The following is an 18,414-nucleotide window of genomic DNA, read 5'->3' on the forward strand; positions in this document are numbered from 1 at the left end:
CCCGCCGAAAGCTCCGGCCCCGCCGTGGTGGGGCCGGTCACTGATCAGACGTAGGTGAGCAGCTTCATCTGCGGTGCGAAGCTTTCGACGAAGGCCTCCATCGTGGTCTCGCCCATATCAACCGATTTCGCGTTTTCGCCGTGGATCACCGACACATCGGTGATTCCGATAACATTCATGATCAGTTTCATGTAACGCGGCGCGATGTTGCGGTCCGCGATCGGTGAGCCGTGGCCGTAGTAGCCGCCGGAGGCCACGATCAGCGTCGCCTTCTTGCCCGTCAACAAACCCTTGCCGTCAAAACCGAGGGTCAGGCCCTTTCTTACGATGTGATCGACCCATGCCTTCAGGCTGGAAGGAATGTTGTAATTGTAGACAGGGGTCGAGATCACGATCTCATCGGCGGCAAGTAACTCTTGCACCAGCTCATCCGATTTCGCGAGCGCTGCCTTCTGCTCTGCGCTCAGGGCCTCGGGCGGCGTGAAATATGCGCCCAGCCAGCCCATGGTGACATGGGGCAGCGAATCCTCGGCCAGATCTCGGGTCACGATCTGGCCTTCAGCATTCGCAGCCTTCCAGTCAGAGATGAACTTCGCTGTCAGGTTGCGCGAAATGGACCCAGCGCCGCGCGGGCTGGTCTCGACGAGAAGGAGATTGGTCATGTGTTTCCTTTCTGGGAAATCTGGGAAGGTTAGGCTCCGAAGGGGAACCCGAAAATAGGCTTGCCAAGGGCCAGCCCACGAAAATCGATATGGCCGCGCTCGCCCGAGGCGGCGCCAGCCACCACCATCACGGCCAGCAGATGATCCTCCTCGGGCTAGGCGTAGGAGGCGACAGGGGCTTCCGCCCATCTGATCAGCGCGTCGTCACGGGATCAGGGTCGCCGAAGCCGCCGGCCCTGCTCTAATATGTCCAACCACCGCGGAAGATCAGCACGCCTTCATTGCGAAGCGAGCGGAGCGCGCGAACTATTGCGAGATGCCCTGCCGGAACCTAGCCGCGGCGCATCGACAACTGCACAGGCGGGATAGGCGTCTCGGGCCAGATCAACTCGGATGGCACGAATACCTCAGGCTCCCAGCATCGCTCAGTATCTCGGTATCGCGGGCGCTGTCGATCCCGGCATGTCCCTGCAGGCGCTGCACCCGTGCTACAATATCCGGTGACCTTGGCGCTGGCCAAGTAGGCCGATAAGTGCAAGCCGAGCCCCCCCTTTAATCGTAGAACAGTAGCGGATTCGCAGAGGCGCTCACGGTCGGTGCATCCTCCTCCCAGTGCCCCGAGATGACGAGGATCACGCGCGAGCCTCCTGCGAGCTGCCCGACAGAGCAGGCGATATAGGCCTCTAACTCTCGGAAGCCGTCGCGTATAAGTCCTCCTTTCAAGAAAAAACAGGGGCCACAACCGTGATTGATGAGGTATGTTGATTGCATATGCGGAAGTTAAGTTGCGATGAGCATCTCTTGAAGACGTATAATAATGATGAAATCTATCTGGTTTTGAGATGGGTATGCTCAACGCTCTGACTCTTGATCAGCTGCGTGTCCTGGTGACCATTGCCGATGCTGGCAGCTTCTCGGCGGCTGGCCGCAGCCTATCACGTGCGCAATCTGCGATTAGCCAGTCTGTCGCCAATCTGGAAGCAACGCAGCAGGTGACTTTGTTCGACAGGGCAGGTCATCGTCCGGTGCTGACAGAGGCAGGGCGCGTGTTGGTGGAGCAGGCACGGCTTGTCCTTGCCAGCGCAGCTAGATTTGAGGCGGTGGCCGCGGGCACCCGGAAGGGACTAGAGCCGGAACTGGCGCTGGCGATTGATCCGTTGGTGCCCTCGGCACCCCTGATCAAAGGACTGCGCATCCTGCATGAAACCTGGCCGCAGCTGCCGATCAGCTTTTCTACCGAGGGACTTGGCGGAGCGCTGCGCCGGCTCCGCCGCAAGGAAGTGGCGCTGGCGATTGGCCTATTGTTGCCAGAGGTGCCCGAAGATGTGCTCGCCGTTCCGCTAACCACGGTTGACCTGGTGCCGGTCGTAGCGCCAATGCATCCGCTGGCGCACAAGGCCGGCCCGCTGACGCGCGCGGATCTAGAGCCGCATGTTCAGCTTGTTCTCAGCTCTGGCTTTGTCGCCGAAAGCCCCGACTATGGCATCGCGAGTTTCGCGCGGTGGCGGTTCCTTGATCTAGGCCGCCGGCTAGACTTTCTTCGTGCAGGGTTCGGCTGGTGCCGGATGCCGCGATATCTGGTAGAGGCGGACCTGAAAGAAGGGCGCATCGTGGAACTTGCTCTAGACGAAGATGCGGCCGCCCAAAAAGGCACGCTGACCATCTACGCTGCTCATTTGTCAAAGCATCCACCGGGACCTGCAGGACAACGATTACTGGCCGAGATGGGTAAGCGATGACCACCGTTCAGCGTAGCAAAAGTCTCAGGCCACAGGAACGGACGTTCGTCGCAGCCGCAGCACGGCCGACGCCAACTCCGTCACGAGGGGCGGAAAGCCGACTGACGATGGTGCCGCTTGGCAGTAGCAGCATCGTCGTGAAGCAGACGGCTCTCGTGTAAAGCTTACACTGCCCGCAACAGCCAACTAAACGTTGCTAAAGTATCGTCCGATAGCTTCTATCAGAAATCGCGCTGAAACAAAGGATCCATATGGCTGGAGGTCGTCATTCTTGTGTGCATCAGAGATGATTCCGCGAACTGCGCTCCTACGATCACCCTGAAACTTTCTAATCGCTTTGATTACGTGAGGTGCGGTGGCTTTATTCTTGAAACGTCCTATAATAGGTGATGCTTGCATTTAAGAACCGCTACTAAGTTGACCGGATGGTGATGCAGATAGTGATGCACCCCTTATCATTTATAGCAACATAAAATGTATCCTTTCCAACACAGAGCTAACGATTGGCAACGGTTTCGGTGCCATAGCTCAACTATGTGCTGTTTAGCTGCAGCCTCCAACCTGCAGGCTAGGTATGAATTGGCCCTATTCAGACCGGTCATCTGGGCATAACAATGGGGTCTAGGGGCACTGCCGGTAAGTCTTTCTGCTTTGAGCACGAATGTCTGGATTGGGGAGGCTGCAACGCTCCGCTTGGCAGTTGTTGACCGTATGCTTTGGGCCGCATGCGTCTAGACCAGACTTGAGTATCGGCTAATCAACGCCAGTGTGGTCGCTCGATCCAAATCGACGATTGGTGGGAGCGGCTTCAAGTGGCGCACCCGCCTGCTCGCCATTGACGCCCCTGCCGCCAAGGGCAACAAACGATGCATATTTATCGGGGGAGCCTCATATGTAAGCGCGACGTCGCGGCCCTATGCGGTGAGGCTTGACGGCTGTGCGTGCCGCCAGGGCATGAGGTCTTCGATGCGGGATTTGGGGTGTCCGTCGAGGATGGCGCGGAGGGTGTCGGCGAGATAGTCGACGGGGTTCACGCCGGCCATTTTGCAGGTGGCGACGAGCGAGGCGAGCATGGCCCAGTTCTCGGCGCCGACCTCGTTGCCGGCGAAGAGGGCGTTCTTGCGGGTCAGCGCGATCGGACGGATCTGGTTTTCGACCGGGTTGGTGTCGAGCTCGAGGGTGCCGTCGTCGAGGAAGCGGATCAGGCCGGGCCAATGCGCGAGGGTATAGCGGATATCCTCGGCCAGAAGGGATTTCTGCGGGATGCGCGACAGCTGAGTTCCAAGCCAGGGCTTGAGCGCGGCGATGATCGGGGCGGCCTGGGCGCTCCGGACGGCGAGACGGTCGGCGGGAGCCTGGCCGCGCACGGTCTTCTCGATCTGATACAGCAATGCGATCTGGCGCAGCATCTCCTCGGCGATGGGCGAGCCCTCGCTTTCAAAGCGCTTCACGAAGCGACGGCGGACATGGGTCCAGCAATTGACCAACTGCCACGGCCCCTCATCGCGCGTGATCTCGGTCAGCGCGTTGTAGGACTGGTAGGCGTCACATTGCAGGAACCGGCCGCGGTATCCGGCGAGGAACTTTAGCGGATGCTCCCGTCCTCGGCCGGGGGCGTAGTGGAACAGCACGATGGGCGGACCGACACCGCCATGGCCGCGATCGTCGGACACGACGGCCCAGAAGTAGCCGCTCTTGGTAGCCTTCCGGCCCGGATCGAGCACCGGCGCGCGGGTCTCGTCCACGAAGATCCGGTCGGCGCTGCGCAGATGAGCCTTCATGTGGTCGATGACAGGCATCAGGTGGAAGCAGGCGCGCCCCGTCCAGTTGCCGAGTGTGCCACGGTCGAGGTGGAGACCTTGCCGCTCGAAGATCCCCGCTTGGCGGTAGAACGGAAGGTGGTCGCCGAACTTCGAGACGATGATCCACGCGATCAGCCGTTCGGTCGGCAGCCCGCCAGGGACGACATGCTCAGGGGCATGCGCCTGCACGACGGCCTGCGAGCAGCGGCGACAGGCGTATCTCGGGCGCCGCGTCACCAGCACCTGGAACTGCGCCGGGATTACGTCGAGCCGCTCGGATATATCTTCCCCGATCCGGGCCATCTCACCGCAGCCGCAGGGGCATTGGATGCTGGCGGGCTCGATCACGCGCTCGACCCTGGGCAGGTGCGCCGGCAGATGCCCGCGGTTGCGCGCGGGCTTGCGAGGTTCTTCCCCGCGCGTTTGGGCAAGCGCGGCCTCTGCCTTTTCCTGCGCGGCCGCGAGGACGCCTTGGGCCAGTTCGGCATCCTCGAGCGGCAGATTGAACTGGTCGGGTGACAGCTTCTCGGAACTCTTGCCGAAGCGCTCGCGCTGCGATGCCCGCAGGATGCCCTCCAGCCGACGATTGGCCTCCTGCACCTCCACGAGCGCCGCCTCGACCTCGGTCAGGCGGGCCTTCAGATGAGCGTTCTCACGGCTGAGGGCATCGGCATCCATGCCTCGGAGTGAATCACGCAAACGCGGTTCTGGCTAGCAAAAACAGGGAATTCCCGTGCGTCCGCCCGCTCACCCTGCGACCAGCGGACGCCGCGCCCGTTCCGGCCGCACCAGCCGCCAATCCAACCCTTCGAACAGAGCCGCCAGCTGCGCCGAGGAGATCCGCATCACTCCGTCCCGCATCTGCGGCCAGACGAACTTGCCTCCCTCAAGGCGCTTGTGAACGAGCACCATTCCGGTCTGATCCCAAACCAGCAGCTTGATCCTGTCCGCCCGTTTCGAGCGGAAGACGAAGACCGCCCCACAGAATGGATCGAGCCCGGACATCTCCTGCACCGCCAGCGCGAGGCCATCGATCCCCTTGCGGAAGTCCACCGGGCGCGTCGCCACATAGACCTTTGTTGGCCCTCCCTGACCGAGCATCATGATGTCGCCGTCCGCGCCGCCCGGATGGACCTGGTCAGCAGGATCTCATCGGCGTCGGCCCCGACGCGGATCACGACATCGCCGACAACGATCTCCACGCCGGTGGCGACCTCCGTCTCTGCCGGCATCGCCGCTGCGGGACCCTCGACGACCAACTCTGCAAACATCGGCAGGGCCGCCACGCTCTCGGGCACGACAAGCTGCCCCGTCCGCAACTTCTTCCGCCAGTCGTAGACCTGCCAGCGCGTCGTCCCGTGCTGCCGCGCGACATCCGTTACCGAGGCCCCCGGCACCAGGCTCTCCGCAGCGACCCGCGCCCGCTCCGCCTTCGTGCGCCGCCGACGCCCGCTCGGCCCCTCGATCACCTCTAGCCGAGAAACCCTGCCGTCCCCTGGGCCGTCCAAATGGACGCCCACTTTGCCGTCTCGTTCCAAACCAACACCTCCAACGCTCATGCGTACAGAAAATGGCCCGGTCAGATCAGAAGCGGCAGGAGGGGGGCCGCGTCGCGCTTACCCTCATATGATCTATTGCCAAACACGCCGCGCTGCGGCCGTCGCCGCCGTCCTGACCGGCTGCGCCCTGTCCTCGGCTGCGACCGCCCAAGATTGGCCCACCGGTCCGGTGCATATCTTCGTCGGCTTCCCCGCGGGCTCGTCACCCGACACCATCGCACGGATCGTCGCCGAGCCGCTGGCGGAGGCGCTTGGCCAGCCGGTCGTGGTCGAGAACAGACCCGGCGCCGGTGGGGTGATCGGGGTCCAGCAGATGCTGGCCCGCGGCGGCGACAGTTTCGGCATCACCATCAACGGCCCGCTGACCACGGCGCAGCGGCTGATCCCCGATCTGGGCTACGATCCGGTGGCCGACCTCGCGCCGGTGGGCCTGATCGCGACCAGCCCGCTGGTCCTGGCCGTGGGGGCGGATTTCCCGGCCGACGACCTGGCGGGCTTCATCGCGGCCGCAGCCGAGCCTGAGGCAATCAGCTATGGTTCGGTCGGCGAGGGGTCCGGGGCGCATCTGACGGCCGAACTGTTCGCCAAGACCGCGGGCGTCCAGCTGTTCCACATTCCCTTCCAGAGCTATGCCGAGGTCACGACATCCATCCTCGGGGGCGAGATCGACAGCGGCTTCATGGCCCCCTCGGCGGCGCTGCCGCAGGTCGAGGCGGGCACGATGAAGATGCTGGGCGTCACCTCGGCCGAACCCTTCGCGCAGGTGCCCGACGTGCCGGTGATCGCCGGAACGGCAGGTCTGCCCCAGGACTTCCGCGCCGAGCTGTGGAACGCCTTCATCGCCCCCGCCGGAACGGATCCGGCCGTGATCGAGCGGCTGAATGCCCAGCTGAACGCCATCCTTGCCGATGACGCGGTGGCCGAGCGTCTGCTGGCCATGGGTTGGCAGGCACAGCCCGGCACGCCGGACGATCTGGCACAGCGGATCGACGATGACACCGCCCTCTGGGGCGGAGTGATCGACGCGGTCCAAGCCGCCGAATAGGCCGGAACGCCGATGCGTCGCGACCTGCACGATCTTGGCTGGGGCGCGGCCCTTGCGCTGACCGGGTTGGCCGTCGCGGGCTATGCCTGGGCCAGCTATGACATGAGCAGCCTGCGACGGATGGGCCCCGGGTTCTTTCCGGTGGCGCTCGGGATGCTGCTGGCGGGTCTGGGGGCGCTGATCGCCGTCCCCGCCATGGGCAGGCCCGGCCAGTCCCGCCCCTTCGCCTGGCCCGAGACCCTCGCCGTCGTCGCCGCACTGCTGGTATTCGGATTGGCGCTGGACAGGCTGGGCGTCCTGCTGACCACGGCGGTGACGGTGCTGATCGCCAGTTCGGTCGCGCCGCGCCGGGGCATCGGCTGGCGGCTGGTGCTGTCCGTCGCGGTGACGGTGCTGGTCTGGCTGGTCTTCGTGCGCGGTCTGAACATGTCGCTGCCCGTCTGGCCGGGGGCGCTGCGATGACCACGCTGGATGGCCTGGCCCACGGGCTGGCGGTTGCGCTGCAGTCATCTGTCCTGATCTACAGCCTCCTGGGCGCGGTGCTTGGCACGCTGGTCGGCGTTTTGCCCGGCATCGGCGCCATGGCGGCGATCACGCTGCTACTGCCGATCACCTATTACATCTCGTCCGAAGCGGCGCTGGTCATGCTGGCCGCAGTCTATTACGGCGCGCAATATGGCGGGGCGGTCGCCTCGATCCTGCTGCGCCTGCCGGGCACGCCGCAATCGGCAGTGACCACACTGGACGGCTATCCGATGGCCCAGCAGGGCCGGGCGGGGGTCGCACTGTTCACGGCGATGGTCTCGTCTTTCGCGGGCTCGATGTTGGGGATCGTGATCCTGGTGCTGCTTGCGGGCTGGCTCAGCGGTCTGGCGACCAGCTTCGGGGCGGCGGACTATGCGGCAATGATGGTGATGGGGCTGGTCGCGGCCTCGACCATCGGCGAGGGACGGCTGTCCAAAAGCCTGGCGATGGTGGTCCTGGGGGTGATCCTGGGATGCGTCGGCACCGACGTGAATTCGGGCGCGCAACGCTTCACCTTCGGGCAGGTCCAGCTTCTGGACGGCATCAATCTGGTCGCGCTGGCGATGGGCCTCTTCGGTCTGGCCGAGATCATCGGCAACATCCGCAAGGCCGAGCGTGATGGCCCACCCCCACGCGTCAGCCTGCGCGAACTGGTCCCGACGCGGGACGACCTGCGGCGGATGGTGGCGCCCATCACGCGCGGCACTGCGCTTGGCGGCTTCTTCGGCGCGCTGCCAGGCACCGGCTCGACCATCTCGTCCTTTCTCAGCTATGCGCTGGAGCGGCGCGTCGCTCGACAGCCCGAACGCTTCGGCAAGGGCGCAATCGAGGGGGTCGCGGGCCCCGAGGCTGCCAACAATTCGGCCTCAATCACAGCCTTCGTCCCCACACTAACCCTGGGCATCCCGGGCGATCCGATCATAGCGCTGATGCTGGGTGCGCTGGTCATCCACGGCATCCAGCCCGGCCCGATGATGCTGGAGGCGCACCCGGACATGTTCTGGGGCCTCGTCGTCAGCTTCGGGATCGGGAACCTGTTTCTTCTGGTCCTGAACCTGCCCCTGATCGGGATCTGGGTAGCGATGCTGCGCATCCCGTTCCGCTGGCTGTATCCGGCGATCATCATCTTCGTCTGCCTGGGCGTCTATTCCGTGCGCGGCTCGACCTTCGACATCGTCATGGTCGCCGCCATCGGGGCCATCGGCTATGCGCTGACCCAGGCGGCCTTCAGCCCCGCACTGCTGCTGCTCGGCTTCGTCCTAGGCCCGCTTATCGAGACGAACCTGCGTCGCGCCCTGTTGGTCTCACGCGGCGATCCAATGACTTTCCTGGAGCGCCCCATCGCCTGCGGCTTCATTGTCGCAACGATCGCGCTTCTGATCTACGGCTTCGTGAAGCGCCGCGAGAAGACAATCTTGATGCGTTGCTCGTTCTGAAATTTCTGCCGGGCGTGGCAAAAGCCGGCGACCTCATTTCGCCGCTTTCAGACCCAGCATGATCAACTGACGGATCGCTTCGGCCTCTGATCGAATGGCTTTTTCATCTCGGAAACGGGCAATCTGCTCGACCTGCTCATCTGTCAGGGCAATCAGCTTCTTGACAGGATAGAGCATAGGTTTTGGCATGATGCGGAACTAAGCTGTTTCCATGACGTTGACAAGCACTGATAAGCAATATAGCTTATAGCGAGCTTAGGAATGGATTGCAGTCCCTCCCCAAGCTCTAACCGAAACCGATCAGATGGAGATCGATGATGGCTAATCGCAGCCTTACCACACCTGTCGGCGTGACGGAACCGGCATCGCGCCACTTCACCCACACGCCGATCTCGCGCGCCTTCTCGGGGCTTCTGGCGGGGCTTGCGGCCCATGTGGAGGCAGAGCGCGACATCAGCGCGGCCGACGTCCGGGACCCGGGCTTCGCCGCGTCGCTTCGCGAGGCCGAGGCGGCCCGTGCCGGCGTCCTCGCCCGGATCGACGGGATCCGCAGCTCCGCCGTGATGCGCCCCGAGGACCGGCCCCTGCGGCACATGGCGCTGATCGGCTACCTGCTGATGCAGGCCGGCACGACTGCCGAGTTCCGCGAGGCCCGGCAGGTCCTGGACCAGGCGCCCGGTCTCTTCGCCTGCCCTGGTCATGGCGCCGTGGCCTGGCGCTGCCGGCAGATGCTGCGCAGCATGCGCGTGGCGGTCGGGGAGATGGCCTCCCTGCCCTGCCATCTCGATCCCCACGAGATCGAGCCGGAGATGGCCGCGGTCGCGACGCCGGTCTTGGCCTGACCCTTCCCTCTTCCTGACCCGCGCTGCCGTCTGCCGCGACCCCGCCTTACCGGGGCGGTCCGATGCTGCACACGCGCGTCCTGCACATCCCTCGCGCGGACGGGTCGCGCGAGGGCGGGTTTTCCCTATCTCAGCATCTGGAGGCGTCCATGCCCCGCAAACCCCGTTCCGCCGCATCCGATCCGGCGACGCTCTCGTCCTGCCCGACCGCCGATGCTGCGGCTCTCGCCGCCCCGGGCACCCTTCTCGTGGACGGCACGCCCTTGGCGGTCCATCCCGGCCCCCTTTCCCCCGGCTGGATCGCCGCCGCCGAGGCCAAGGGCTTCGACATCGCCGGCCGGGTCATCGACCAGCTGCACCTGGCGCTGCGCTGCCGGACCTGCGGGCGTGTCTTCACCTGCCGGATCTTCACGCTGATGGCGGGCCGGCCGATCTGCCATGCCTGCCTGGAGGCCCGCCGGGCGGAGACCGCGGCCCGGGCGGCACTGGTCTACCTGGGCCGCGACCCGGAGGACACCGCCTACGGGCTCTATCGTGCCCGCTGCGGTCACGACCAGCGCCGCCAGTTCGACTATGTCCGCCGGATGGCCGAGGGCACCGCGGGCCTGCGCTGCGAGACCTGCTTCGCGGCAGAGGAGGCGGCCATCGCCGCGCGGCGCGGCTGGACGCGGATCGGCCCGGACCCCGAGCGCAATCCGAACTACCATCTCTATCGTCACGCCTGCGGGACCGAGCGGCGCATCGCCCGGGCGAACCTCTCCTGTGGGCAGGTCGACTGCCCGGGCTGCGGCAAGGGCTGGAGCGCGCGGGAGAGCCGCATCTACCTGCTGGACCTGCGCCATGGAGATCGCCACTTCCTGAAGCTGGGCTACTCCGCCCATCCGGAGAAGCGGCACCGCCATCAGCTGGGCCTGCCCCCCGAGGCCCGCGTGCGGGTGCTGCGCGAGCTGGTCGTGCCCACTGGGGCCGCGGCCTGTGCGGCCGAGCAGCGCATGCACGGCGATCTGCGCCGGGGCTTTCCGGAGGCGGTCGTCTCGCGGGAGGAGTTCGCCGACATGCTCAACGTCTCCCGCGAGATCTACCGCCCCGCACTCCGGGCCGAGATCGAGGCCCGGCTGGACGCGCTGGCCGTGACGCTGGAGGCGTCTGATCCGACAGCGCCCGACCCGACCGCGGCGGACGAGACGCCGCCCGAGGACCCCGGGACCGACGGATCCTCCGGCCGCTGAGCCCCGGCTCCCTTTCCTGAACCCGTCGCGGGGCGCGCGCGCGCACAGGCTCGTGCTGGCGCCGCCCCGTCCTTTTCCCCCGATCACGGGAGGTCCCGCCATGTCCGATTGGCTGACCCGCTTCCACACCGCCGCCCGCCGCATCGATGCGGCACCCCTGCCCCCGCCCGAGATGTCGGACGCCGTCTTCGAGGCCCTGGTCGAGGGGCGCATCGGCGAGATCGACGATCTCGAGACCATGACGCCGCTCGACGAGGAGATCTCGTTTGCCGGGACCCGTCCGCCCCTCGCGCAGCGCCCGCTCATGGCGCTGGCGCTTGCGATGCTCGCCCAAGCCCTGCCCGAGGCCTCCGACCTGGCACGGATGCTCCGCCCCGGGGCGATCACGCTCATGGCCTGCCGTCCGGCGGGGCTGGCCCCGGAGCTGGCCCGCCTGGTGCAGGCGCTGATCGCCACAGAGCATCCCGGGGTCCCGCTCGCCCTGACCTGCGCGGCGACGCCGCCGGGGACCGGGACCGCCTCCACCTCGGAGGCCAAGCCCCCGGAGGCGATCCGGTCCTTCTGGAAAGGGGTGCTGGCGGGCGGGGACATGCCGCATCTGCTGATCCTCGGCGGGGAGAGCCAGCTGCCCCGGCGCATCGCGCGCCTGCTGCCGCCGCTGCTGCATGTCGGCCCGCCCGACCGTGCGGCGGTGGCGGCGGTGCTGGATCTCGCGGTGACAGGCACGGCGCGCGCCTGCGCGACAGGTGCCGCGGCCCGCACCCGCGGCGCGCGCAGCGCGCGCGGCGGGAACGGACCGCGCGCGGCCGGTGACGCCCCGAGCGCGGCGGTGCCGGCGCCTGTCCCAGCATCGGACCTGCCCTCCGACGCGGCGCTCCGCGGGCTGGAGGCCGAGGCCTGGCACCTGGCCCTGCGCGCACCGGACCCGGCGGCCTGGACCGCCGAACTGCGCCGCCTCGCGGCCAGCGCGCCCGCGCGCGGCAACGCGACCCTGACGCTCGACGATCTGTCCCTCGAGGACGGACCGGTCCGCGACGCGGCCGCGCGGCTCATCGCCGACATGGCCGGCTGGCGCGCGGGCCGGGTGGCCTGGTCCGAGATGACCCGCTCGCTCCTGATCCATGGTGCGCCGGGGACCGGCAAGACCTGGCTGGCGCGCGCCATCGCCGGATCGGCGGGGCTGCCGCTGATCGCGGCCTCGCTCGGAGACTGGCAGGCGGCGGGGCATCTGGGCGATCTGCTGCGCGAGATGCGCGCCACCTTCGCGCGCGCCCGGACTGCGGCGCCCTGCGTGCTGTTCCTGGACGAGCTGGACGCCGCCGGCAGCCGCAGCTCGGATGACCGGCACGCCTCGACCTACCGCGCGCAGGTCATCGCCGGGCTCCTGGAACAGCTCGGCGGGGTGCTGGGTCACGAGGGGGTGCTGGTGCTGGCCGCGACGAACGACCCGGGCGCCATCGACCCGGCCCTGCGCCGTCCCGGCAGGCTCGACCGCACGCTGGCCCTGCGGCTGCCCGGCCGCGCGGGCCTGCAGGCGATCCTCACCCGGCAACTGGGCTGCGCGCTGCCCCCCGAGGCGTTGGACGATCTGTCCCGTCGCGCCATCGGCCACAGCCCGGCCGAGATCGACGCCGCCCTGCGCGAGGCTCGCAGCCTGGCCCGCGCCGCCGGTCGCGGGATCACCGCCGCCGACATTGCCGGCGCCCTGGGTCTCGGCCCCGAGGCGCCGGGCCTGATGCGCCGGATAGCGGTTCACGAGGCGGGCCATGCCGTGGCCTTCCACCGCCTGCGTCAGGCCGGGGTTCTCGCCGGCCGCATCACCGCGGCGCGGATCGGTGCGACGGGTGGCGTCGTCGCCATGGAGGAGCAGGCCGGCAACCCGACCCGCGTGGGTCTGGAGGCGCGGATCACCTGCCGGCTGGCCGGGCGCGCGGCCGAGGCGCTGGTCCTCGGCGCCCCCGGCACCGGCGCGGGGGGCGATGCCGGCAGTGACCTGGCGCTGGCGACCGGGCTCGCGCTGCAGCTGGAGCTGTCCTGGGGCCTCGGCGGGGGCCTGACCTGGCACGCCAACCCGATGGCGCGGCTGGCGGCCGACCCGCATCTGCGCGACCGCGTCGAGGCGCATCTCCAGCGTGGTCATGGCCGCGCCACGGTGCTCCTGAAGGAGAGCCGGCCGCTCCTCGACGCGCTGGCGTCCCGCCTCGAGGCGGAACGGGTGATCGAGGGCGATCCGTTCGAGGACCCGGTGACGGCGGTGGCCATCACGGCGGGCGAAGCCTCGCGGGCCGATGGAGAGAACCCATCGACGGCACCGACAGCCAGAACGCGGACGGCGTCGGATGGCGAGACGCCGCCTGCGGCCGGTAGTGCCGGATCAGCCGGGTCCGCGCCGCCGCCCCCCGGTCCGGGCACGGGAGGATCACCCGATGTCTGAGCAGGTCCCCGACCTTGCCTTGCTGCGGGGCGCCCTCGTAGATGCGCTGGACGAGGCCGCTGTCCTGCGCGATCTTCTTGGGCTGGTCTTCTGGGCCGCCGAGGCGGTGCCCAGACCCAAGGGCGCGGGCCTCTCCCGCGGCGCGATGATGGCCCAGGATCGACTTGAGCTGCTCATCGCCCAGATCGAGGCGGCGAGGTCGCAGCTGCGGCCGCCGGCGGGAGGGTGCGGGTTATGGTTATGACCGCGATAGGCGGCGGCGGGGATGATGCAGGTGGCGGCGCTGTCAACTGCAGCAACGCCGCGGACCCTATCAGGGCCGGGGCACACTGGCGGCGGCATGCTCCGTCTCGATCTCGGCGACGAAGGCCGCCAGCGGCATTCCAAGCGCCAGTGCGATGCCATCGACGGTGGCCAAGGTGGGCTGGTATTTGCGGGTCTCGAGCAGCGAGACGTAGCGCGGGCTGACACCGGCCTTATGGGCCAGCTCCTCCTGGGTCATCCCGGCGGCGAGGCGGTGCCGGCGCAGGACGATGGCGAAGGCGGAAAGGAGGGCATCGGCACGATCGGTCATCCCGATCCTAGAACTGAAATGACCCGAGTCGCGCCACGAAGTATACTATGGAAATAGAAGCATCCTGTGAATAAGATGCGCCAAGCCCGCACTTCTCCCCAAGCCTTGGCCTCATTCCTCGCAGCCGAGAGACCCCGATGCCCGAGACCCCGCCCGTTGATGCCCCCGTCCCGCGCCTGCCTCCGGGCACGCCGCGGCTCCGCCCGCCCGCCGCCGGCTGAGCGCCGACGCGCCGCGACAGCCTTATCTGCCTGCCCTGCCGTTCGTCCTGCCGCGCTCAGCTGCCCGGTGGCCGGATGGAGACTGCCTGATCCCTGCCACCACCCGAGGATGACTCTGATGACCTGCCTCTTCCCGAACCGCCCTGCCACCGTGAGGGCCACCATCATGGCCGCCGTCCTGCCCGCCGCCGCTCTCGCGGCCTCGGCGCAAGCCACCCCCGCGGCCCCGGCGACCACGGCAGAGGCCGATGCCGCGGCGGAGGTCCGCGGGGCCGAGCTGGCGCAGGGCGTCGAGCGGATCACCGAGCCCTATCTTGTCTCCCTGCACTGCTTGGCCCGGATGAGCGAGGCGTTCGGCTTCGAGCGCGACGCGGCAGCCGATGCGGCCGGATCCGCCTGCGAGGCCAAGGCCGGCGCGCGGCTCGTCGAGATCGCCGGGGAGCGCGCCAGCCGCGCCCTGTCCGAGATCGAGGCTGCGCCCCACACGCTCGACGCGGCGATCGAGGCGAATGGCTACGCGCCTGCCGACAACGACTTCGCCCGCATCTCCGCAAGCGCCGCCTACCGCGCGGGCGCGCGTGAGATCGACGCGGCCTTCGAGGGAGCCCGCCGCGCCGGCGCGGCCAGGCGGAACGAGGTGCTGGAGGCCGAGCGGCAACGCCTCGACGCAGCAATGGACGCGCTCGATCCCGCGCGGCACGAGCTGGCCGACCTGCCGGAATGCGCCGCCTTTGACGCAGGCCAGCCGTGGCTGCGTCCTCTCCTGTCGCATTGCCGGGACCTCCGGCAGCGCTTCGCGGCCCGTCACACCCATCTGCGCTGCGAGCGGCTCTTCGAGATCGCCCCGGCTGAGCTGCGCTATGGCGCCTTCGATGTCGGCGGCGGCGAAACGGTGAACGCCACCGCGCTCCTCTGCGATTACGGCTTCGAGGCCGAGGCGAGGACGCGCGGCGGGATCTTCTCGGCCAGCCGGACTGAGCTGAGCCTGCAGCTCGGGCCGCTGGAGGCGCCGCTGACCCTCACTGGCACGCTCCACGGTCCGGACGCGGCGGGGCTCTGGCAGCTGCGGGACCTCTCCCTCATCCCCGGCCGCCTCGCCCGGGACCTCGATCCCGATGCGCCCGAGACCCTGCACCAATGCCTTGCCAATCCGGCGCGCTGTCAGGAATGACGACCACCCTCACCCACCCCCAGCAATACGGAGACGACCATGACCCTCACCTCGACCACCGACCACCGTTCCACGATCCCCCTTCCTGCCCTCCTGCTGCCGGCGCTCCTGCTGCCCGGCGCGGTGACTGCGGCGCCCTATCTCGGCCGCTGCCAGATGGGCGAATGCATCCATGTCGATCAGGTCTCGCACCATGTAGTGGGCGACGGCAGCGCCGCCGTGCCGGGCGATCTGGTGATGGTCTCGCTGCGCACCGCCGTCTCGGACGCACCCGAGACCGATCCCGCCACCCTGAACTGGGAGGCCCCGGCCCCGGTCCAGTTCTTCTGCTCCGAGATCCGGCCAGCCTTCCGCTCAGGCGACGGCAGCTACCAGGGTCTGGATCTCGTGACCCCTGTAGGCGCCACCACCCTGGTGACGGCGATGTATCTGCACGCCTGTCACCCCGAGGCGGAGATCGGCGCGGATCCCTTCGCCGCGGCCGACGCGCTCGGCTACGGCGCCACCGGCACCGAAGTCTTCGCGGACTTCGATGCCCTGACGGCACGCTAACGCACCGCCCGTCTCACCCTGCCCGAGGCGGCCGCATCCCGGCTGCCTCTCTCCGCCCCAGCCCTTTCCCGAAGGACCGCACCATGCCCCTCTCCCCCCGTCGCCGCGTCATCACCGCCAGCGTCCTCGCGCTTGTCACGGCCCTTATCGTCGTTCTCATTCTGACGACAAAAGGTGGTGCCCTCAGCGGCGCCGATCGCCGCCTCGTGGACCGCCATCACGCCAGCATGGAGCGCTGCATGGCGGACGGCATATCGATCACCGAACGCTCGATGGCCTGTGTCGAGATGAGTCGCATCCGCGACGACATCCGCGCCCGCGGTCTCTGCTTCGATCTCACCGGCCGGCGGCAGAGCTATCAGGATGTCTTCCGGTGCGACGAATGAAGCCCGTCGCGATAGCGTGTCCGATAAGCTCGAAAGCGTTTTGAAACGATAGTTGATTAACCATTCCGTGAACGGTTTTCTTATCTCAGCCTATTTATTCCGCCTTGAATGCGGATGAAGACATGGCACCGCCCCGAAGACGCTTACAGTGGCCGCTCTCCTAGGCTCCAGACTCATTGATCGTCAAAGCCAGAACATGACGGTAGCTGCGAGGGCGACTGCTGACAGGAAGGTCTTTGCACATCGATCGTAGCGGGTCGCGATGCGGCGCCAGTCTTTGAGCCTGCCGAACATGATCTCGATGCGGTTGCGCCGTTTATAGCGGCGCTTGTCGTAGCGGACGGCCTTGCCGCGCGACTTCCGGCCTGGGATGCAGGGCTTCATCCCTTTGTCTTTCAACGCTTCCCTGAACCAGTCGGCATCGTAGCCCCGGTCGGCAATCAGCCATTCGGCTCCGGGCAGGCTGCCCAGCAAGGCCGCGGCTCCGATGTAGTCGCTGACCTGCCCGGCGGTCATGAAGGACTTTAAGGGCCGTCCCTTGGCGTCGGTGACAGCATGCAACTGGTGTTCAATCCGCCCTTCGTTCTGCCAATCAGACGTCCGCGTTGATCGCCGGGTCCCCTTTTTTCGCCCGCAGGCTCGAAGCCGTGCGGTGCGCCTTGAGATACGTCGCATCGATCATGATGGTCTTCTGCTCGGTGCCTTCGGATGCCAGTCCCTCCATCATCCTGGCGAAAACTCCCATGTCACCCCACCGCTTCCATCGATTGTAGAGGGTCTTCGGCGGTCCATATTCACGCGGGGCATCGCACCACCGCAAGCCATTGCGATTAACGAAAATTATGCCGCTCAACACGCGCCGGTCATCGACACGCGGCTTGCCATGGCTCTTTGGAAAAAACGGCCTCAACCGGTCCATCTGCGCGTCGGTCAGCCAGAAAAGGTTGCTCATCAACACCCCTGTCAAATCGGGGCCTTGAATCACGCAGCGGCGACAGCCTTAAGCGGATCAATGGGTCCTGATCCTAATCGCCGCCCAGATTTATCCGACATATCTTAAGTAAAACAAACCAAGATCATGTCGGGGGGTGGAACTGAAACGCACCTCCGCTACCAGTCATCCCCCCAGATGCAATCTTATGAACCCTGCCCCAGGTGGTCTGCGGGCATCTTTTCGTTTTGGGCTCACAGGGCCCCCTCGCTGCCGGAATACGTCACGCCCAGCACGCGATGGGCGGCGTCGGTCCGACAGGTCCATGGCGCCTCGGCCCCGGTGACGGCGGCCTCGACCTCGGCGCCTGCCTGCGTTTCGGTCATGGCGACGAGGGTGACGGCGGACAGGCCCCTGCCCACCTGGGCCGCGATGGCCGCACGGCAGGCGGTGGCGGCGGGGCCGGTCAGGTCGTCACCGACGCAGGCGGCCAGCGGCAGCGCCGCCAGCAGGGCAAGGATGGTCCTACCGGTCAAGCGGCGGTCTTCCGATCCAGCGGTGATTCGCGCAGACCAGTCAACCATGCCGGCCGCGACCCGGCTATCGGATCGGCGACATGCGAAAGGGCCCGCGGCGATGCCACGGGCCCCTGTCGTCACGCCGGATCGGCGATCATTCGGCCGGCATCGCCTCGACCGAGATGCGGACCTCGACCTCGTCGGACACGGCGGGGGCGAACATGCCGGCGTTGAAGTCGCTGCGCAGCAGGGTGGTAGTCGCGTCAAAGCCCAGCCAGGGCTTGTTCTCCATCGGGTGGGTGCCCTGCTGGTTCAGCGTGGTGTCCAGCACGACCTCCTTGGTGACGCCGTTCAGGGTCAGATCGCCGGTGATCAGCGCGGTGGTGTCGCCGGTGACCTCGATGCCCGTGGACTTGAAGGTCACCTCGGGGGCGGCACCCTCGGCGCCGAAGAAGTCGGGCGACAGGAAATGCTCGTCACGGCCCGCAAAGCCGGTCATCAGCGAAGCGACCGGGAACGTCGCCTCGACCGAGGATGCGGCCGGGTCCTCGGCGTCGAACATGATCGTGCCGGTGATGTCGCCGAACATGCCCGTCGTGGTCGAGAAGCCCAGGTGGCTGTAGTCGAACACGATCTGGCTGTGCGAGGTGTCCAGGCTGTAGGCCTGCGGCTCGGCCAGGGCGGCACCGGCGACGAGGGCGAAAGCGGCGGTCAGGGCGGTCGTTTTCAGCATCGGAATCTCCGTTTGTTGTGGGGGCACCATCCTTGGAAGCGGCCCGTGGGGCAAC

The 18,414-nt window shown here is 67.2% G+C and carries 21 protein-coding genes; 11 read left to right on the forward strand and 10 right to left on the reverse strand.

Annotation, left to right across the window (positions count from 1 at the left end):
* Nucleotides 1-44: 44 nt before the first annotated feature.
* A complete protein-coding gene (locus EOJ32_RS00140) occupies nucleotides 45-662 on the reverse strand; it encodes an FMN-dependent NADH-azoreductase (protein WP_127897299.1) in 618 nt (205 codons plus the stop codon).
* An 842-nt stretch (nucleotides 663-1,504) separates the two neighbouring features.
* On the opposite strand from EOJ32_RS00140, the gene EOJ32_RS00150 reads away from it, so the two are divergent.
* Nucleotides 1,505-2,401: a LysR family transcriptional regulator gene (locus EOJ32_RS00150; protein ID WP_240542458.1), complete on the forward strand. Its 897-nt coding sequence runs from the start codon at nucleotides 1,505-1,507 to the stop codon at nucleotides 2,399-2,401.
* 914 nt (nucleotides 2,402-3,315) lie between these two features.
* On the opposite strand, the gene EOJ32_RS00155 is transcribed toward EOJ32_RS00150, so the two are convergent.
* From EOJ32_RS00155 to EOJ32_RS00165, 3 genes are all read right to left on the reverse strand, one after another.
* On the reverse strand, nucleotides 3,316-4,881 hold the full coding sequence (locus EOJ32_RS00155) for an IS66 family transposase (protein ID WP_127897300.1): 1,566 nt from the start codon (nucleotides 4,879-4,881) through the stop codon (nucleotides 3,316-3,318).
* A gap of 69 nt (nucleotides 4,882-4,950) precedes the next feature.
* Nucleotides 4,951-5,307: an IS66 family insertion sequence element accessory protein TnpB gene (gene tnpB, locus EOJ32_RS00160; protein ID WP_071209476.1), complete on the reverse strand. Its 357-nt coding sequence runs from the start codon at nucleotides 5,305-5,307 to the stop codon at nucleotides 4,951-4,953.
* Complete coding sequence (locus EOJ32_RS00165) at nucleotides 5,304-5,723, reverse strand: transposase (protein ID WP_205963144.1); 420 nt, start codon at nucleotides 5,721-5,723, stop codon at nucleotides 5,304-5,306. The genes tnpB and EOJ32_RS00165 overlap by 4 nt, the downstream gene beginning before the upstream one ends.
* A 106-nt stretch (nucleotides 5,724-5,829) precedes the next feature.
* Here EOJ32_RS00165 and EOJ32_RS00170 point away from each other — a divergent pair, with 106 nt between their 5' ends.
* The 3 genes from EOJ32_RS00170 to EOJ32_RS00180 are packed head-to-tail and all read left to right on the forward strand — an operon-like array spanning nucleotide 5,830 to nucleotide 8,768.
* A complete protein-coding gene (locus tag EOJ32_RS00170) occupies nucleotides 5,830-6,807 on the forward strand; it encodes a tripartite tricarboxylate transporter substrate binding protein (RefSeq protein ID WP_164871353.1) in 978 nt (325 codons plus the stop codon).
* Between the two features lie 12 nt (nucleotides 6,808-6,819).
* The gene (locus EOJ32_RS00175; RefSeq protein ID WP_127897302.1) at nucleotides 6,820-7,269 is read left to right on the forward strand and encodes a tripartite tricarboxylate transporter TctB family protein; all 450 of its coding nucleotides are present in this window, start codon (nucleotides 6,820-6,822) and stop codon (nucleotides 7,267-7,269) included.
* Complete coding sequence (locus tag EOJ32_RS00180) at nucleotides 7,266-8,768, forward strand: tripartite tricarboxylate transporter permease (protein WP_127897303.1); 1,503 nt, start codon at nucleotides 7,266-7,268, stop codon at nucleotides 8,766-8,768. Before EOJ32_RS00175 ends, EOJ32_RS00180 begins: the two co-directional genes overlap by 4 nt.
* A gap of 33 nt (nucleotides 8,769-8,801) precedes the next feature.
* Here EOJ32_RS00180 and EOJ32_RS20000 read toward each other — a convergent pair whose 3' ends face one another.
* Complete coding sequence (locus EOJ32_RS20000; protein ID WP_164871354.1) at nucleotides 8,802-8,945, reverse strand: hypothetical protein; 144 nt, start codon at nucleotides 8,943-8,945, stop codon at nucleotides 8,802-8,804.
* A gap of 137 nt (nucleotides 8,946-9,082) precedes the next feature.
* Here EOJ32_RS20000 and EOJ32_RS00185 point away from each other — a divergent pair, with 137 nt between their 5' ends.
* The 4 genes from EOJ32_RS00185 (at nucleotide 9,083) to EOJ32_RS00200 (ending at nucleotide 13,517) form a co-directional block, all read left to right on the forward strand.
* Nucleotides 9,083-9,610: a hypothetical protein gene (locus EOJ32_RS00185; RefSeq protein ID WP_127897304.1), complete on the forward strand. Its 528-nt coding sequence runs from the start codon at nucleotides 9,083-9,085 to the stop codon at nucleotides 9,608-9,610.
* Nucleotides 9,611-9,759: 149 nt separating this feature from the next.
* Nucleotides 9,760-10,839, forward strand: coding sequence for a hypothetical protein (locus tag EOJ32_RS20005; protein ID WP_164871355.1), 1,080 nt, complete (start codon nucleotides 9,760-9,762; stop codon nucleotides 10,837-10,839).
* A gap of 100 nt (nucleotides 10,840-10,939) precedes the next feature.
* A complete protein-coding gene (locus EOJ32_RS00195; RefSeq protein ID WP_127897305.1) occupies nucleotides 10,940-13,273 on the forward strand; it encodes an AAA family ATPase in 2,334 nt (777 codons plus the stop codon).
* Nucleotides 13,266-13,517 carry a hypothetical protein gene (locus EOJ32_RS00200; RefSeq protein ID WP_127897306.1) on the forward strand — a complete coding sequence of 84 codons (252 nt, stop codon included), beginning with the start codon at nucleotides 13,266-13,268 and terminating at the stop codon, nucleotides 13,515-13,517. Before EOJ32_RS00195 ends, EOJ32_RS00200 begins: the two co-directional genes overlap by 8 nt.
* A 69-nt stretch (nucleotides 13,518-13,586) precedes the next feature.
* Here EOJ32_RS00200 and EOJ32_RS00205 read toward each other — a convergent pair whose 3' ends face one another.
* Nucleotides 13,587-13,847 (reverse strand): helix-turn-helix domain-containing protein, encoded by a 261-nt coding sequence (locus EOJ32_RS00205; protein WP_127897307.1) that lies wholly within the window; start codon nucleotides 13,845-13,847, stop codon nucleotides 13,587-13,589.
* A gap of 339 nt (nucleotides 13,848-14,186) precedes the next feature.
* Between EOJ32_RS00205 and EOJ32_RS00210 the strand changes: the two genes are divergently transcribed.
* The 3 genes from EOJ32_RS00210 to EOJ32_RS00220 all read left to right on the forward strand — a co-directional run bounded on the left by EOJ32_RS00210 (nucleotide 14,187) and on the right by EOJ32_RS00220 (nucleotide 16,177).
* A complete protein-coding gene (locus EOJ32_RS00210) occupies nucleotides 14,187-15,239 on the forward strand; it encodes a hypothetical protein (protein WP_139086352.1) in 1,053 nt (350 codons plus the stop codon).
* 39 nt (nucleotides 15,240-15,278) lie between these two features.
* Nucleotides 15,279-15,791 carry a hypothetical protein gene (locus EOJ32_RS00215; RefSeq protein ID WP_127897309.1) on the forward strand — a complete coding sequence of 171 codons (513 nt, stop codon included), beginning with the start codon at nucleotides 15,279-15,281 and terminating at the stop codon, nucleotides 15,789-15,791.
* Nucleotides 15,792-15,874: 83 nt separating this feature from the next.
* A complete protein-coding gene (locus tag EOJ32_RS00220) occupies nucleotides 15,875-16,177 on the forward strand; it encodes a hypothetical protein (protein WP_127897310.1) in 303 nt (100 codons plus the stop codon).
* A 183-nt stretch (nucleotides 16,178-16,360) separates the two neighbouring features.
* On the opposite strand, the gene EOJ32_RS20600 is transcribed toward EOJ32_RS00220, so the two are convergent.
* The 4 genes from EOJ32_RS20600 to EOJ32_RS00235 all read right to left on the reverse strand — a co-directional run bounded on the left by EOJ32_RS20600 (nucleotide 16,361) and on the right by EOJ32_RS00235 (nucleotide 18,356).
* The gene (locus EOJ32_RS20600) at nucleotides 16,361-16,852 is read right to left on the reverse strand and encodes an IS5 family transposase (protein WP_341872776.1); all 492 of its coding nucleotides are present in this window, start codon (nucleotides 16,850-16,852) and stop codon (nucleotides 16,361-16,363) included.
* Entirely contained in the window at nucleotides 16,770-17,129 is a 360-nt protein-coding gene (locus EOJ32_RS20605) for a transposase (protein ID WP_341872777.1), read from the reverse strand. The genes EOJ32_RS20600 and EOJ32_RS20605 overlap by 83 nt, the downstream gene beginning before the upstream one ends.
* A 233-nt stretch (nucleotides 17,130-17,362) precedes the next feature.
* Complete coding sequence (locus EOJ32_RS00230) at nucleotides 17,363-17,644, reverse strand: hypothetical protein (RefSeq protein WP_127897311.1); 282 nt, start codon at nucleotides 17,642-17,644, stop codon at nucleotides 17,363-17,365.
* Between the two features lie 136 nt (nucleotides 17,645-17,780).
* The gene (locus EOJ32_RS00235; RefSeq protein ID WP_045982427.1) at nucleotides 17,781-18,356 is read right to left on the reverse strand and encodes a YceI family protein; all 576 of its coding nucleotides are present in this window, start codon (nucleotides 18,354-18,356) and stop codon (nucleotides 17,781-17,783) included.
* Between the last annotated feature and the right edge of the window lie 58 nt (nucleotides 18,357-18,414).

Source organism: Paracoccus sp. Arc7-R13 (assembly GCF_004010775.1).
In the GTDB taxonomy this organism is placed as follows: domain Bacteria; phylum Pseudomonadota; class Alphaproteobacteria; order Rhodobacterales; family Rhodobacteraceae; genus Paracoccus; species Paracoccus marcusii.